The sequence below is a fragment of the Halosimplex amylolyticum genome (genome assembly GCF_051414035.1).
Taxonomy (GTDB): Archaea; Halobacteriota; Halobacteria; order Halobacteriales; family Haloarculaceae; genus Halosimplex; species Halosimplex amylolyticum.
The window spans coordinates 210991-226654 of the sequence record NZ_JBLKNW010000001.1; the positions used below are offsets into that span (position 1 = coordinate 210991).

Sequence of the window (15664 nt, forward strand, 5' to 3'; positions counted from 1 at the left end):
GTGAGTTCCGGTTCCGATTCGAGCCACCGCTGCGACCGACTTCCGGTCGTGGTCGACAGCCACAGCCGCTCGTACAGTGAGTGTCTGGGACCGATCAGTCGAACCGGATCAGGTCGGTCGAATAGAACTTTGTACCGTCGGCCTGTCACTGTTCGCACAGATGAACGAACGGGGGACGACTCCAACGTCGAGGTCGCCGATCGGTTTACAGTGCGGAGCGGTGGGTCCGAGGTACGGATGCCGTACGCGATCCACACGTTCACGGAGGTCGGCGACGGGGCCATCGTCGGGCTCGATCCGGCGGACGCGAACCCGAAAGACTCGGACTTCACCGTGGGCGATCGGTCCGAGAATCTCGTCCGTGTGAGCGGCGATTGCGCGCTCGAGTGGGTCGCGGACGCCGCGGACTTTCCCGTCGACGACGCCGTTCACGAGGAGATATCCGTCCACGACGGTCGTCTCGTCACCGAGACCGACGTCGAGCGGTACGCGGAGTTCGACCTCGACAGCGGCGCGTTCCGCGACTCCTGGCCGCTCGACGAGTTCGTGATCGGCGACCGTCGCCACGAGTTCGAGCGGCCGGTCGAATCGGTCGAGTCCCTCGATGGGGCGTGGCTCCTCCAGACTGCCCGTCGCTTGCACTGGTTCGACCGGACCGGGAATCGACTGGCCGAGTGGTCGATGGAGGACCTTCGCAAGCAGGATCAGTACGGTGACCTGACCCCGAAGTCCTACCGCGTGGAAGACGCTCCTCGTCGTCCAGGGGGACGCGCGGTTCCGACGCAAGACCATCCTGTTCGGCTTCGACGAGACGGGGACGCAACTGTGGAGCCGACAGCGCAACCGCGACTGGGGGTTCCACCCCGGAGAAGACGGCCTCGTCGTCTCTACGTTCCTGCGGCGGAACACGTACGGGACTGTCGCGGTCGACGTCGACACCGGAGCCTTCGTCCGCGTCGTGGATGGTCCCGAGAGCGAAGTCGAACGGTTCCTCGACACCTGACGCCGACTTCGGTCGGCCGCTCGCGGGTCGGAGCGTACCCGGAGGTGACGGGACGCCGGCGGTCGGTAGTTCTTCCCCGACCCAGCCACGGGAGAGCGGTCTCGCGGATGTCCGGCGGGTGAGGGATGTCTGACGTAAAATACAAACCCTCAGCGACCGGGAGACAGTGTATGGGACTAATGAGCAAGATCCTCGGGGAATCAGGCGGCAGTCGCCACAAGGACGATTACGTTGAGATCGAGAGCGACGGCGTCGACGCCGGGGGGGCCGTGACCCGGATGGAGGTCCGGATCGCGAAGATCGGTGACAAACAGGACGTCATCGACATCAAAGACGCCGTCTACGACGGCGACGTCGTCATCGCGGACATCACGCGCCACACGACCCAGGACCGGACGATGGAACACATCACCGACGAACTCAAGCAGGTCGCCAACGAGGTCGGCGGGGACATCGCCCAGAAGGGCGACGACCAGCTCATCATCACGCCCCACAGCGTCGCGATCAACCGCGACCCGCTCGGGCAGTAACCGTCCGCCACGCGACCGCTACGCGACGCGGCATCGACGCCAGCCACTGCACTTTCTATCGGCGCGGCCGACCGGGCGTCGGGGGGGCGCTCCGGACGCCGCACTCCTGTCTCCGACTCGACAGTCGCCAGAAAACATTTACCGGGGCCGCCGGTCTCCGTGGGTGACCGCCTCGTTCGAGGTGGCGATCGACAGGAACTGTGGACGGCCCTACCCATGACCACAGTTTCGACGGCCCCGCCGGGATACTTGCTCGACGCCTCCCGGAGGGCGTGTGTGCTATTACGTGTCACACCTATTTAGGGGCACCGCGGCTCGGCGTCGGACTGCGGACCGCGGACCGCGCGGTCGGAAAAGGGCGTTAGACCTCGTCGGCCTCGTCGGGGCTGTCCTCGACGGAGCGTTTCATCGAGTCGCGACGGCTCTTGGCGTCGCGACCCGTCGCTTCGAGCAGGAAGTCGTTCTTCGCGTCGACCGCGTCCGCGGCGGCGTCGGCGTTCCCCTCCGCGATGACATCCTCGGCGGGACGCTCCTCGAAATCGACCGCCAGTTTGTCTTTCTTGCCGCTGTACTCGACGGTCCCCGCCGTGATGCGCTCGAACACCGGATTGTCGGGGTCCTCGACCACGTACAGGTCGCTCCCCTTGAATTCCTCGGTGGTAGAGATAGTTCCGAAGTAGTCCTCGATCGTCGCCTCCATGTCTTCGATACGCTCTTCGAGGTGTTCTCCCCGGCGCATCTTGTACTCCCGCATGGACGACCTTTTGCGAGCACCGTTCTTACCTTTTTCGAGCGCGTCGGACGAGCGACCGGGCCGGCCTGCGTCCGGCAGCCGTTACTCCTCGCCCGACGAGTCGTCCTCGTGCTGGAGCAGCGTGCCCCGGTGGCACTCGGGACAGAAGTCGCCCGCGCGAAGGGACGACGAGTCGGCCTCGGTCGTGAACCCGCACTCGGAGCACTTGAACATCCCCTCCGGGACGGTGACAGAGGGGCCGTCATCGCCGTCGAGCGAGGGGCCGGCGATCCCGCTGTCGGCCGGTTCGTCCCGCTTGGTCGCCTCGGGCCACTCGCCCATGGCGTCGCTCCCGGTCGACGACCCCTCCTCTTCGGGCCAGGCGCCGGCGCTCCGGTCGTCGGCAGTCTCGGCCGCCTCGGCGTCGTCTCCATCCGCCGGACTCCCGGCCGCACTGGCCCCCGCGTCGTTCGCCGTCTCGGCCGAGGGCGTCCCGGCCGCTGCGTCGGCTGCTGGAGCGGTATCAGCTTGCTCCGCGGCCTCGCTCTCCTCGTCGTCCGCGCTCGGGCCGTCGTCGAGGATCTCGACCTCGTCGGATTCGCCCGCCCGCTCGGCCGGGTCGGTCGGTTCGTCGGGCCACTCGCCGGGGTCGCGGTCGTCGTCCTCGGCGTCGCCCTCCGTGCTCTCCTCGTCGGGGGCCGGCTCCGATTCGTCGGCCCCGTCGGGCCATTCGCCGGGGTCGCCGTCGTCGCCCTCGGCGTCGTCGATGATGACCGCGTCCTCGTCTTCGGCGTCGCTCTCGACCGGCGCGTCGGATTCGGCGTCGGGGATCGCCGATTCGGCGCCGCGGGCTTCCGCCTGGGCGGACGACTCCTCGCCGGTGTCGTCGCCGAGGATGACGGCGTCGGTGGCCTCGGAGCCTCCCGCGGCGTCGCCTCCCTCGTCGGCCTCGGCGCCGTCGTCGGTGGGGGTCGCCGCGAACTCGTCGTCCGCGGCGTCGCTCTCGTCGTCGTCCGCGGCGTCGTCGGCGTCGGGGGCCTCCAGCGTCGTCACTTCCTTGTTCTCGGAGACGACGCGCGACTCGCCGCAGCGCGAACAGGTCTCCATCTCCGTGATGGTGATGACCACTTCCGTCCCCTCCTCTTCGCGCTCCCGTTCGACTGTCGTCTCCCCGAAGCTGTGTCCCAGGAGCGAACACTTGATACTCATTACCACGTGTTCGTCGCCTCCGAAACATAAGCGTGCTGTTTGTCCGAACGGCGAGTGCTCCGGCGGTTGCGCGCGGCCGCCCCGACACCTCCACGGCCCCGCTGGACGACCGGACCGAGGGATAAGCGTAAGACCCGTCCCGACGAACACACTGGTATGAGGGCGAAACCGGAGTACCGCGACCGCGACGACGTGGAGGTCGCTGTCCTCGACGCGCTGGCCAACCGGCGCGAGGAGGGGATGACCGTCTTCGAACTCCGGTCTCGCGTGGAGGTCGACATCGACGCCCTGGAAGCGGCGCTCGCCGACCTGAAGGACGACGGCCTCATCGAGGCCACCGAGGAAGACCACCGGACGGTCATCGTCCCCGAAGACGGCGTCGTCGGTCCCGTCGATCCGGAGGACGATTCGTTCATCGGGCAGATCCGCGAACGGCTCCCCTTCTGAGTGCGGCCGACAGTTCGACGACAGTCGCTCGATCCCCGCTCGGCCACCCCGAGGCGTACTATCACAGCTGTCTGAACCCAGCGAAAACGGTGAGAGCGTTCAGTCCCGACGCCGAGCGAGCGCGACGGAGAGCGCGAGGACGGCGAGGGCCGCGAGGCCCGCACCGAATCCGGGGCCGCCCGCGCTGTCGGTCGCCGTCCCGGTGGGCGCCGCCGTCTCGACCGCGTCCGGCCCCGACTCGGGCGTTCCAGTCGCGGTCACGACAGGTGTCGACGCGGGCGTCGCGGTCGCAGTCGGCGTCGCGCTGGCCGTCGATTCGGCCGTCGACGCCTCGGTCACGGAGACCGTTCCGGCGTCGACCCCGTCGACGGAAAGATCGTAGTCGCCGGCCGCATCGAGCGCGGTCGACAGTTCGATCGTCGTCGTCTCGCCGGCGTCGAGAGTCACGTCCTCGGTCGCACGGACGGCGCCGTCAGCGCGCAGCGCGACGGTCTTCGTCCCGGCGGCGGTCCCGTCGTTCGAGACGCGCGCCGAGACGGTGACCGACTCACCGACCGTCAGGTCCTCGGCGGGGGCGGTCGGCGAGACGGAGAACGCGGCGGCGGTCTCCAACCCGACCGCGAACACGGAGAGGCCGGGCGACGCCGCCTCGAAGCGCGCCCCCCGTTCGGTGTAGCGGACGAATTCGGTCGCGAGCGGCTGCCACTCGCCGTCGTGGTGGCGGTAGAGGACGACCTCGCTGGCGTTCGTTCCGCTCGTGAGCGCGTCCCAGCCGACGGTGAAGCCGATGGTCACGCCCGAGATTTCCGCGTCGGCGACGGAGTGGTCGATCTGCAGGTAGCCCGCAGTGGACTCGCCCACGTCGGTCCGGTCGGGCAGGGGAGTGCCGTCGGGGACCGATTCGTGCGCGGAGACGTCGAGGGTGAACTCGCTCGCGGTCGTGTAGACCGACAGCGAGTCGACGCCGACGCCGCGCACCGCGCCGCGGTCGCCGAGGTCGATGCGACCGGCTTCCGACGCGTCGTTCACGCGGACGTTCGTCACGTCGCCGTCCTGTGAGACGGTGACGGGCGCGTCCGACCCGCCGTCGTTCGACGACCCGGCCGAACTCCCGCCGTCGCCGGCCGATTCGACGGCGACGGTGACCGTGACCGTGTCGGTGTTGCCGGCCGCGTCGGTGACGGTGAGCGTCACGTCGTAGCTGCCGGCCGACGAGAACGTGTGCGATGCGGTCGCGCCGGTGGCGTCGGTCTGGCCGTCGCCGTCGAAGTCCCATCTGTAGCTGGCGACCTGCGCGTTGTCGGTCGAGGCCGACGCGTCGAAGTCGACGCTCGCCCCTTCGTCGACGGTCCGGTCCGAGCCCGCCGATGCGGACGGGTCCGTGACGTCCGCCACGGTGACGATCACGGTGTTCGTGGACGTCTTCCCGCTGTCGTCGGTGACGGTCAGTTTCACGTCGTAGGTGCCGGGGTCGGTGAAGGTGTGCGAGGGGGTCGCGCCGGTCGCGTCGGTGGTGCCGTCGTCGTCGAAGTCCCACGCGTACCCGGTGATCGCGCCGTCGTCGGTCGAGGACGAGGCGTCGAAGCTCACCGACGTGTCCTCGTCGACCGACTTGTCCGCGCCGGTCTTCGCGACCGGCTTGCCGGAGTCGCCGGAGACCGTGACGGTACCCGACGAGTAGTGGATGCCGGTCTCCAGCTTGATCGCGCCGGAGTCGAGCTCGTCGACGGAGGAGGCGAGCGACTCGGAGTCGTAGGTCGCCGTCAGCTGGCTCGCGTCGACCCCCCACTCGGTGGTGATGCCCGAGGGGATGATGGCCGTGTAGAAGCCGGTGTTGACCGTCTGCCCGTCGGTCTGGTAGTGGGGCGCCGCGACGGTGATCTGCAGCTTGCCGGCGTTCCCGTCGCTCGGCGCCTGGTACTGCGGCGGCGCGAACGCCTGGGCGTCGGTCACGACCATCCCGCCCTGGACCTTGTCGGCGAAGCTGTTCTGGATGGCGATGACCGACATGTCGACGACCGCGTCGTAGTGGGTCGTCGCCGACGCGTTCTTCAGCGGCCACTCGTTGGGGTCGGGGTTCGCCACCTCGTCGTGCCAGTAGGCGTCTGCCGGCTGGAGCGTGAACGTCACGGCGGTCGTGTTCGCGTCGACCTTCGACGTCTCCCAGCCCTCGGCGTTGGCGTTGCCCATCACGAACGTCGGGTCGAAGTTGTCGACGGTCAGCGTCACCTCCAGGTCGGTGTCGCTGTCGATACCGGCGATCCCGTCGAGCTCCCGCGTGTCGGGCTGCCCGGTCGGGTGGAGGTGGAAGTCGAGGCTGTTGAACTCCCAGTTCCAGTCGGTCGCGACGTCGACGCCGGGGACGGTCGACCCGTTCGCGGCGTAGGTGACCGACGTGTCGGCGACCTCCGCGCACGGCGAGCCGGGGATGCCGATGCACGTCCGGTTGGACGAGGAGTGGATCGTCCGGGTCCGTGACGTGTCGACGACGTTCGTCACCACGGTGAAGTTCCGGTTCACGTCGGAGGCCTTCGTCGCGATCGTCACGGTCCCGCTCTGCTGGTCGATCGGCTTCTGGACCGTCGTGAACCCGGAGTTGAGCGTGATCGTCTTGACCTCCAGCTTCGCGTTCTCCGCTTTGAGGTTGCCCAGTTCGTAGCCCACCTCGATGCCCGAGCCCTTGGAGTTGTCGAGGGTCGTGTGGTCGACGGTGGTCTTCACGCCGCTGTAGACGGTGATCGTCCGCGTGTCGCTGTCGATGATGGTGTCCGACGTGGTGTCGACGAGTTCGACTTTCCCGTTGAACTGCTTGGCCCCGAGTTCGGACTGGGGCACCTCCACCATCGCGAAGCCCTTGAGCGTGCCGACGTTCGTCTGGGTCGCGATGGGCGAACTCGTGGACTCGGAAGCGTTGTAGAACCGGAGTTCGAGGTCGCCGTACGAGTCGACCTCGCCGGTCGCGTTGACCATGAGGAACAGCGACGTGAACCCGCCCGTCGATAGCTCCCCTGTCTCGAGGCTCACGTACGGCGCCGCCGGGACGTTCGGGCCGCTTTCACCGCCGCCGTCGCCGCCGACGGACACGGTATCGGACTCCCCGCTCGCGCCGTCGTTGCCCGCGCCGTCGACCGCGGCGTTCAGCGTCGCGGTGTAGTCACCGGAGGAGCCCGCGAGGTACGTCGCCGTGTACGCGTACCCACCGCTCTCGGCGCTCTCGGAGAAGTCGCTGCGCGTGAGCGTTTTGTCCTCGGGGCCGGTGAGGCCGACGTCGATCGAGTCCAGTTGTTCGTCGCTCCAGAACCAGACGTCGATCGTCGTGTCGCTCGGGTTCGACGCGTCGAAGCCCGAGATGGACGGTGCCTCCGTGTCCCCACCGGTGCTGAACGTGTACGAGGCGCCGAGACCGCTCCCGGCGCCGCTGTTCCCGCCGTTGTTCCCGGCGGCGTCCTTCGCGTCGTCGACGCTCAGGGAGTACGTCCCCTCGCCGTCGTCGTACGACGCGGAGACGGCGAGGCTGTACGTGTACGGGCCCGTCCCGCTCTCGCTGAAGGCCGTGCGGTCGAACGGGTAGCGCTTCCCGTTCGGTCCCGTCACCGAGACCGCGACGTCCGAGGCCGCGCCGCCGAGCTGCTCGTCGGAGTCGAACTGGACGACCATGTTGCCCTCGGACTCGCCGAGGAACACGTTCGAAATCGTCGGCGGGTAGTTCGCGGTCCCCGTCGCGACGCGTTTCGTCGTGCCGCCGTCCCAGTAGGAAGCGGTGACCGTATCCCCTTCCAGCGCGAAGACCACGCCGTCGCTGTCGGTCTGCGAGACGGGGACCGTCCCTGCGAACGAGCCGGTGTCCGGCCCCGTCTCTGTGAGCGTCACCGTCTCGGACCGGAGGTACCCGACGGACTCGGTCTGGCCGCCGTCCGTCTCGCTGCTGTCTGCCGTTCCGCCGCTGTCCGCGATGGTGACGGTCGCGGTCCCGTCGGGATTGAACGCGACGTTACTGATCGACTCGTCCGGGGAGGAGGAGGCGAGGATTACGTCGGCCGCGGTGATCGAGCCGTCCTCGTTCCGGTCACCGACCGGTCCGTTGGTCGTCACCGTCTGGGTGTTCGTGTCTGTCGTGTCCGTCGACGTCGCGGAGAGACCGAGCTGAGTGAACCCGATCGTCTCGACGCTGCTGTCGGTGGTCGACCCGCCGGTGTCCTCGACGACCACCTTGTAGCTCACGGCCCCGACCTTCGAGACGCTCTTGATCCGCTCGTCGTCGGCGCCGGTGAACGAGAGGTCCGCCGCCGTCACCGCGTCGTCGCCGGTCACGTCGACCGGCGCGTAGATGAACACGTCCTGCGTCGAACCGTCGTCGGTGTCCGCGCTCGAATCCTGGGTGGCCGAACCCGGTTGCTCGCTGTCGGACTCGACGTTCACCGTGACCGACTGGGCGCTCCCGCCGTCCGTGTTCAGGTCGGCGTCGTCGACGGTGACAGTCGCCGAGTTGCCGGCCTCGCTGAGCGAGATCCCGACGCTTCCCGCCGTGTTGCCCGCAGCGAACGACGTGCCCGCGAACGCGGCGGTCCCCGCGAACACCGAGAAGACCACCAGCGTCGCGAGCACGAGCGCTCGTACGCCCTCCCCGGGCGTCGTCATCGGACGCCCCCGGTCGCCGATGCAGATCGGCACTCTCGTATCTCTTCGCCGCTCGCACCCCATCTCGGGGAACGTCCTCGTTCGGCCGGAGCCGCCGACGCGTGGCCGACCTCCAGCCGGTCTCTCAGCGAGCCGCTCCCAGTTCTCGCGTCACTCGACATTAGTGCGTGTATCGAAAAACCTCGATAAAGAATGTATTCGCCCGAAAATCACCGGCGATAATGAGCAGTACGCCTCACACTTCGGCACGATATCGACCGAGAGTTCGATGCTCGCCCAGCCACCGTCGGCGTCTCACCGCTCGAACTCGACCTGTACGACCGTCCGGCCGGGCGCGGGCGTCCGGACGTACCGGCAGGGGTCGCGCTCGACGCGGAACGCCCCGATGACGACGACGAGGCGCCCGTCCTCGGTCGGTCCGCGCAGGACGGGGCCGCGGCCCGTGACGGTCACGTACGGCGGCGCTGCCACTGGCTCGGCCACTAGCTCCACGCTCGCGGCGTCGACTGCCGTCTCGAGGACCCCCGGTAGTCGGTCGAGGACACCGCCGTCCGCGAGTTCGCGTTCCAGGGCCGCCCCGAGCGCCCGGCCGTCGGTGAGTTCCCCGTCGGCCGCTCCGCGAGTATCGGTCGCCGTCGTCTCGTTCTGTGGCGCAACCGCGTCACCCGTCGTTACGAGCGTGTCACCCGCCGCTTCGACCGCGTCACCAGCCGCCGCGACCGCGTCGAGGACCTCCGCGTGTTCGGCGACGAGTCGGTCCCGGATCGCCCGCTCGTCGACCGGGGACGGCCCGTCGGTCGCGGATCGGTCGCGGTCCGTCACGGTCAGTCGTCGGCGGGCGCGGCCGCGCAGTTGTTCGGTCCCAGTTCCAACTCGAACGCGTCGTCGTCGGTCACCGACTCCCGGCCGAGGTTGACGGCGACGATCGTCTCGTGGTTGACCGGTCGCGGCGGCGTCCGCTCGGTGATCCGGTCGACGAACGACTCCTCGTCCAGCGCGAAGACGGGAAGGTCCCGACAGTCGCCCAGCCGCGCCGTGAACGCCCCGGATCCGTCGGGTGTCGCACCCTCGCCGTGGTGGCCCGGCGCCACGAGCGTCTCGTCGGGGAACCGCGCGAAGCGCTCGGTGAGCGTCCGGTAGAGGTCGCGGGCGAACGCGGGGGCGTCGTCGGCCCGTTCGAGATCCGGCCGAGCTACGCCATCCGTGAAGAGACTGTCGCCGGTGAGCAGTGCGTCGCCGACGGCGAAAGCTGTCATCCCGGTCGTGTGCCCCGGCGCGTGGACGGCCTCCATCGACAGGTCGCCGACGCGGAGTTCCTCGCCGTCGGCGACAGTCTCGACGTCGTAGGTGACGCCGCGGTCGACGGCCGGTGCCGGCATCACCGGCGTCGCCCCCGTGGCCCCGGCCAGTTCGCGCAGGCCGCTGACGTGGTCGGCGTGGACGTGCGTATCGACCACGTACTCGACGTCGACATCGCGCTCGCGCGCGTCTGCGACGTAGCGATCGGTGAACGTCCGCAGCGGGTCGACGATTGCCGCTTCACCGTCCGAGACGACCGCGTACCCCAGACAGCCGCTCGACGGGCGGCGGTACTGGACGAGCTCGGCGTCGGCTTCGCCGTCGTCCGGAATGGCGTCTTCGACCTCTACGGCGAGGAGGAGTCGTGCCCACCCTTCCATCCCACCGGTGAGGTTGCGGGCGTCGTACCCGGCCTCGGTCAGTTCTGCGGCGACCTCCGCGCTGGCCTCTCCCCGGGCGCAGACGGTCGTGATCGGTCCCTCGCCCTCGACGTCAGCGACGAACCCCTCGAAGTCGTCGGTCACCGTGGCCTGGACGAAGCGGTTGTACGGCTTCTGGGTCAGCGAGACGCCGGAGCCGGCGAGGTACCACTCGTCGACCTCGTCGCGGTTCCGCAAGTCGAGGATCCGGACGGGTTCGCCCGCGTCGATCCGGCGCTGGATCTCCCCGGGATCGATCCCTGGTGTGTCGCCGGTCATGGGTCCCAGTAGCGACGCCGACGGCATAAGGGCGCGGCCGGTCCCGACGACGTTCCCCGTTTCTTGCGTACTGGCCGCTGGCCACTTTGTCAGAACAAGGTGGTGTTCTGCGTACCGTGCTGAATGCGGAGCGCATCTACGGATTTTTCGGACGTCACAGACTCGGAATGGTTGTGTTCGGAACCGACAATATTATACAAAATCAGGATCGACGATTCGGCATGACGGTCCTCCAGCTGTTCGGGGTCAATCCGCTAGGTAGCGTAGTACTGGCGCTCGTGGTCCCGTTCTTCATCGTCGTCTTCGGGACGTACCTGGGAGTTCTCGGGGCGCTTCAGACGTTCTTCGGTGAGTCGTCGTGGCAGGACGTCTCGACCGGTGAGGAGGAGTGAGACGTTCGCCCGCCAGACGTCCTCGATGCAGTGAGGGGGTCACAGGACCCCGGAATTCGATCGGAGAGGTTCCCTCTGCGGTCGGCACGCTCTTTCCTTGACCGTAGTTGGAGAGATTGCACTCCACAGCGTTACGTCCATCACCCACGTCGAGCATCCGGCGCCGAAGGCGCCGGTTCACCGAATCCGAGCGGAGCGAGGATTCGGCCTTCCTCGTGAGCAGGGCGAACGAGGGCTCGGGAGAGCTTGCTCTCACGGTGTTTTCACCCATGTTGTTGGCTAGCGAGGGACCGAAGGTCCCTCGGACCATGCGAACGGGCGGCTTCGCCGCCCGTGAGCAGATGGGGGGTCGCCTGCGGCGACCCCCCGACGAAAAAGATGGTTCGAAAGGAACAGGTTCGTCGGCACCGACGGTTCGCCAATGCCCGACTGGGACGTCTATCTCGTCACGCAGGAGCGCCTCTCGGGGGACCGCACGACGCGCGACGTCGTCGAGGCGGCCATCGCCGGCGGCGTCGACGTGGTACAACTGCGGGAGAAAGACCGGTGCGCCCGCGAGCGGTACCACCTCGGGCGAAAACTCCGGACGCTCACTCGCGAGGCGGGCGTGACCTTCGTCGTCAACGACCGCGTCGACCTCGCGCGGGCGGTCGACGCCGACGGCGTCCACCTCGGCGACGACGACCTCCCGGTCCCGGTCGCGCGGGAGCAACTGGGACCGGACGCCGTCGTCGGCCGTTCGGTCTCGTTCGTCGAGGACGCCCGCCGGGCCGAGCGGGCCGGCGCGGACTACCTCGGCGTCGGCGCGGTCTACGAGACCGGCTCGAAGGACGACATCGACGACGACGAGTACGGGATCGGCCCCGAGCGCGTCGGGGAGATCGCCGACGCCGTCGACATCCCGGTCGTGGGGATCGGCGGCGTCACCGCCGACAACGCCGGGCCGGTGATCGAGGCCGGCGCCGACGGCGTCGCCGTCATCACCGCGATCACCCGCGCCGACGACCCCGAGGCCGCGACGCGCGAACTGGGCGCGGGCGTCGCGGACGCCCGCGAGGACTGATTTTTCCCGGCGGCGCCCCACGTCCCGATATGGGCGAACGCCGCAGCCGCGAGGACCGAATCGCCGCCGACCTCGAATCGATCGCGACGCAACTGCGCGACGGGGACGCGACGCTGTACGGGTACGAAGTCGAACTCGAGTCGGACGGCCGCGTCCAGCGCGGCGGGATCACCTGCGCAGACGGCTGGTTCGCCTTCGAACTCGACGAGCGACGAAAGCCGTGACCGGCGAAACCGCAGCCGACCCCGCCAGGGAGTCCACCGCGCTGGGACCGCCGTCCTGCAGGTCTCGCCCCTAGCTATTCGGCCGCGCACTCCCTACGGGCGCGCGTGCAGGATCCTCGCGCCGTCGTCCGGCCGACCAGCGGGCGCCGCAGGGCGCTGTTCGCGGTGCTCGCCATCGTCTTCATCGACCTGCTCGGGTTCGGCGTCGTCATCCCGATCCTCCCCTTCTACGTGCGCGACTTCGGGGCGAGCGACGTGGTGTACGGGCTGCTGGCGGCGTCGTACTCGCTCATGCAGTTCGTCTTCGCGCCGCTGCTCGGACAGCTCTCGGATAGCAGGGGCCGGCGTCCCATCCTCATGATCTCGCTGGCGGGCAACGCCGTCGCCTGGACGGTGTTCGGCCTCGGCGGGGAAGTCGGGGCGGTGGCCGGGACGACCGCCGGACTGGCGACGCTGTTCCTCGCGCGGATGCTCGCCGGCGCGATGGGCGGCAACATCGCCACCGCGCAGGCGTACATCGCGGACGTGACGCCCGCGGACCGCCGCGCCGGCGCACTCGGGCTCGTCGGCGCTGCCTTCGGCCTCGGATTCGTCTTCGGCCCCGCGCTCGGATCCGTACTGGCGAGCGACGCCGTCGTCGCCGGCGCCGCCGCGACCTTCCCCGACTTCCTGCCGACGACGCGCTTCTCGCTGCCGAGTTTCGGCGCCGCCCTGTTGAGCCTCCTCGCGTTCGTCGCGACCGCGGCGTTCCTGCCCGAACCCGACCGCCACGCGGGACCGGCCCGCCGTCCCCGGGTGATCGGCGAGTTCGTCGACGCGTTCCGCGACGCGACCCTCCGTCCGCTGGTGGCGGCGTTCCTCGTCGCTTCCGTCGCGTTCTCCGGCATCCAGATCGCCTTCATCCCGTACGTCGCCGACGTGTACGGCTACGACGCCTCGCAGGCCGGCCTCCTGCTCACCTACGTCGGCGCGCTCGCGGTGTTCAACCAGGGCGTCCTCGTCGGGCGACTGGCCCGGCGAGTCCCCGCCCGACGGCTCGCGACCGCCGGCGCGCTCCTGCTCGTCGTCGCGCTCGGGGCGTTCCCCTTCTCGCCGGAGATCGGGCGCGCGCTCCTCGGCGAGGTTCGGCTGTTCGGGTTCGGCCCCCGGGTCGTGGCGCTGCTGGGCGCGTTGACGCTGCTCTCGCTCGGCAACAGCCTGCTGACCGTCGCGCTGACGACGCTCGTCTCGCTCGCGGCCAGCGCCGACCGGCAGGGGAGCGCCTTCGGCGTCACGCAGGGCGCCGGGAGCCTCGGGCGGACCGTCGGGCCACCGATCATGACCGCCCTCTACGCCGTCGTGGTCTACTGGTCGCCGTTCGTCCTCGGCGCGCTGTTGACGGTCGGCATCGTCGCCCTCCTGGCGACGGTCACGGTCGCCGAGGCACCGGTCGGGGACCCGGCCGAGTCCATCGACTGACCGTCGGGTCGCCCGCGCTCGCTGGCTCCGTGGTCCGGTTCGCCAGTTCGGTCGCCAGCCTCCGCTCGCTCCGGCGGGGCTCCCCGACTGGTCAGGCGAGGCGTTTGAGTGACCGGCGGCCTACCCTCCGGTATGAGCAAGTGGACTCTCGCGGACGCGCCCGACCTCTCGGGGAAGACCGTCGTCGTGACCGGCGCGAACAGCGGCCTCGGCTACGAGGCGACCGGGATGTTCGCGGTGAAGGGCGCGACGGTCGTGATGGCCTGCCGGAGCGCGGACCGCGGTCACCGCGCCGCGAACGATATCCGCGCCGAGATCACCGACCCGGACCTCGACGTGCGCGAGTGCGATCTGGCAGACCTCGCCTCGGTCGAGGCGTTCGCCGACGGCGTGCGCGAGGAGTACGACGAGTTGCACGTCCTCTGCAACAACGCGGGCGTGATGGCGATCCCCCGCTCGGAGACCGCCGACGGCTTCGAGACGCAGTTCGGCGTCAACCACCTCGGGCACTTCGCGCTGACCGGCCACCTCCTCGACCGACTCGTCGAGACGGCCGGCGAGACGCGCGTGGTCACCCAGTCCAGCGGCGTCCACGAGCGCGGCGAGATCGACTTCGCGGACCTCGATCACGAGGACTCCTACGGGAAGTGGGAGGCCTACGCCCAGTCGAAACTCGCCAACGTCCTCTTCGCCTACGAACTCCAGCGCCGCCTCGACGCCGCTGGCGTCGACGACACCCTCTCGGCGGCCTGCCACCCCGGCTACGCGGCCACCGGACTCCAGGCACGCGGCCCCGAACAGGAGGGCTCGACGATCAAGAGCTACGCGATGGCCGCCCTCAACGCCACGTTCGCCCAGTCGGCCGAGATGGGCGCGCTCCCGATGGTCTACGCCGCCACGGCGCCTGCCGTGGAGGGGGGTGACTACGTCGGTCCCGGCGGCCTGTTCGACATGCGCGGCCACCCCGAGACACAGCGTTCCAGCGACGCCTCCTACGACCCGGAGCGCGCGGAGCGCCTCTGGACCGTCTCCGAGGATCTCACCGGCGTCACGTACGACTTCGAGGCGCTCGCGATGGCCGACAACGTCATCGAGTGAGCGCCGGGCGGCTCCCGCTCACCCGTCGTGGTGTTCCGTGGCGGTCTCGTCGTGGTGGCCGTCGTCGTCGTGGTGTTCCGTGGCGGTCTCGTCGTGGTGGCCGTCGTCGTCGTGGTGTTCCGTGGCGGTCTCGTCGTGGTGGCCGTCGTCAGTGCTCGTTTCGTCGTGGGAGTGGCCGAGCATCTCGTTGGCCTTCGCGTTGAGGTCCCGGAGTTTCGTCTGTGCTGTTTCGGGAACCTCGTCGTGTGGTTGGGCCATGCCGGGCTGACCGTGGGGGTCCGGTTCGCCGACGACCACGCTCGCGATCATCCCGGTCGCCTCGTGGGGCACACAGCAGTAGTCGTAGACGCCTTCGGTCTCGAAGGTGTGTTCGAACGTCGCCCCCTGTTCCGTCATCGTCCCGCTGTCGAACGCGTTCGCGCCGTCGGGGATCCGACGCGGCCTGTCGTTCGCCGGGGCGTAGGCCGTCGCGGTGTGGGTCCCGCTGGTCAGGTTCCAGGTCACCGTGCCGCCCTCTTCGACCCAGACGACGTGTGGGTCGAAGTGCGTCCCGTCGTCGGTGGTCCGCATCTCGACAGTCACGCTCGCCGCCGGCTCGGTCGGTAACCCGCCGTGCTCGTGGTCGTGTCCGTCCTCGTGGTCGGCCGACTCGTCGTGATGCGTGTTCGTCTCGGCGTGGTGGCCGTCGTCCTCGGTCGTCGGGACTGACGTAGCCCCGTCGCTCGCCGTCGAGGTACTACAGCCCGCGAGCGTCGCGAGGACTGCGGCGCCGCCCGCTTCGATCACCTGTCGTCGCGTGGGAGTAGGCGTGTCCATCGGGAGTCACCTCACAGTCGGAGAGAGGGACGACACCACGGTATAGCCCGCACCTG

Annotated in this window: 14 protein-coding genes; 7 read left to right on the top strand and 7 right to left on the bottom strand. The window is 69.2% G+C overall.

Going from position 1 to position 15664, the window contains the following annotated elements; genetic code table 11:
* Positions 1 to 108: 108 nt before the first annotated feature.
* Positions 109 to 642 (bottom strand): hypothetical protein, encoded by a 534-nt coding sequence (locus tag ACMGFE_RS00915; protein WP_436923071.1) that lies wholly within the window; start codon positions 640 to 642, stop codon positions 109 to 111.
* Positions 643 to 1173: 531 nt separating this feature from the next.
* Between ACMGFE_RS00915 and ACMGFE_RS00920 the strand changes: the two genes are divergently transcribed.
* Entirely contained in the window at positions 1174 to 1533 is a 360-nt protein-coding gene (locus tag ACMGFE_RS00920) for a cell division protein SepF (RefSeq protein ID WP_436923072.1), read from the top strand.
* 361 nt (positions 1534 to 1894) lie between these two features.
* Here ACMGFE_RS00920 and ACMGFE_RS00925 read toward each other — a convergent pair whose 3' ends face one another.
* Both ACMGFE_RS00925 and ACMGFE_RS00930 read right to left on the bottom strand, forming a co-directional pair.
* On the bottom strand, positions 1895 to 2287 hold the full coding sequence (locus tag ACMGFE_RS00925; RefSeq protein WP_436923073.1) for a DUF5611 family protein: 393 nt from the start codon (positions 2285 to 2287) through the stop codon (positions 1895 to 1897).
* Between the two features lie 81 nt (positions 2288 to 2368).
* A complete protein-coding gene (locus ACMGFE_RS00930; RefSeq protein WP_436923074.1) occupies positions 2369 to 3475 on the bottom strand; it encodes a DUF7093 family protein in 1107 nt (368 codons plus the stop codon).
* A gap of 156 nt (positions 3476 to 3631) precedes the next feature.
* On the opposite strand from ACMGFE_RS00930, the gene ACMGFE_RS00935 reads away from it, so the two are divergent.
* Positions 3632 to 3922, top strand: coding sequence for a DUF6432 family protein (locus ACMGFE_RS00935; protein WP_436923076.1), 291 nt, complete (start codon positions 3632 to 3634; stop codon positions 3920 to 3922).
* A gap of 99 nt (positions 3923 to 4021) precedes the next feature.
* On the opposite strand, the gene ACMGFE_RS00940 is transcribed toward ACMGFE_RS00935, so the two are convergent.
* The 3 genes from ACMGFE_RS00940 to ACMGFE_RS00950 all read right to left on the bottom strand — a co-directional run bounded on the left by ACMGFE_RS00940 (position 4022) and on the right by ACMGFE_RS00950 (position 10557).
* A complete protein-coding gene (locus tag ACMGFE_RS00940; protein WP_436923077.1) occupies positions 4022 to 8560 on the bottom strand; it encodes a PKD domain-containing protein in 4539 nt (1512 codons plus the stop codon).
* Positions 8561 to 8854: 294 nt separating this feature from the next.
* On the bottom strand, positions 8855 to 9382 hold the full coding sequence (locus ACMGFE_RS00945) for a DUF7988 family protein (RefSeq protein ID WP_436923079.1): 528 nt from the start codon (positions 9380 to 9382) through the stop codon (positions 8855 to 8857).
* 2 nt (positions 9383 to 9384) lie between these two features.
* Entirely contained in the window at positions 9385 to 10557 is a 1173-nt protein-coding gene (locus ACMGFE_RS00950; protein WP_436923081.1) for an MBL fold metallo-hydrolase, read from the bottom strand.
* A 221-nt stretch (positions 10558 to 10778) separates the two neighbouring features.
* On the opposite strand from ACMGFE_RS00950, the gene ACMGFE_RS00955 reads away from it, so the two are divergent.
* The 5 genes from ACMGFE_RS00955 (at position 10779) to ACMGFE_RS00975 (ending at position 14792) form a co-directional block, all read left to right on the top strand.
* On the top strand, positions 10779 to 10949 hold the full coding sequence (locus tag ACMGFE_RS00955; protein ID WP_436923082.1) for a hypothetical protein: 171 nt from the start codon (positions 10779 to 10781) through the stop codon (positions 10947 to 10949).
* A gap of 421 nt (positions 10950 to 11370) precedes the next feature.
* Entirely contained in the window at positions 11371 to 12012 is a 642-nt protein-coding gene (gene thiE / locus ACMGFE_RS00960) for a thiamine phosphate synthase (RefSeq protein WP_436923083.1), read from the top strand.
* A 29-nt stretch (positions 12013 to 12041) separates the two neighbouring features.
* The gene (locus ACMGFE_RS00965) at positions 12042 to 12236 is read left to right on the top strand and encodes a hypothetical protein (RefSeq protein ID WP_436923085.1); all 195 of its coding nucleotides are present in this window, start codon (positions 12042 to 12044) and stop codon (positions 12234 to 12236) included.
* A 105-nt stretch (positions 12237 to 12341) separates the two neighbouring features.
* Positions 12342 to 13694 carry an MFS transporter gene (locus ACMGFE_RS00970; RefSeq protein WP_436923086.1) on the top strand — a complete coding sequence of 451 codons (1353 nt, stop codon included), beginning with the start codon at positions 12342 to 12344 and terminating at the stop codon, positions 13692 to 13694.
* 132 nt (positions 13695 to 13826) lie between these two features.
* A complete protein-coding gene (locus tag ACMGFE_RS00975; RefSeq protein WP_436923087.1) occupies positions 13827 to 14792 on the top strand; it encodes an oxidoreductase in 966 nt (321 codons plus the stop codon).
* A gap of 18 nt (positions 14793 to 14810) precedes the next feature.
* Here the strand turns inward: ACMGFE_RS00975 and ACMGFE_RS00980 are convergent, their stop codons facing one another.
* Positions 14811 to 15608, bottom strand: coding sequence for a plastocyanin/azurin family copper-binding protein (locus ACMGFE_RS00980; RefSeq protein WP_436923088.1), 798 nt, complete (start codon positions 15606 to 15608; stop codon positions 14811 to 14813).
* Positions 15609 to 15664 lie beyond the last annotated feature (56 nt).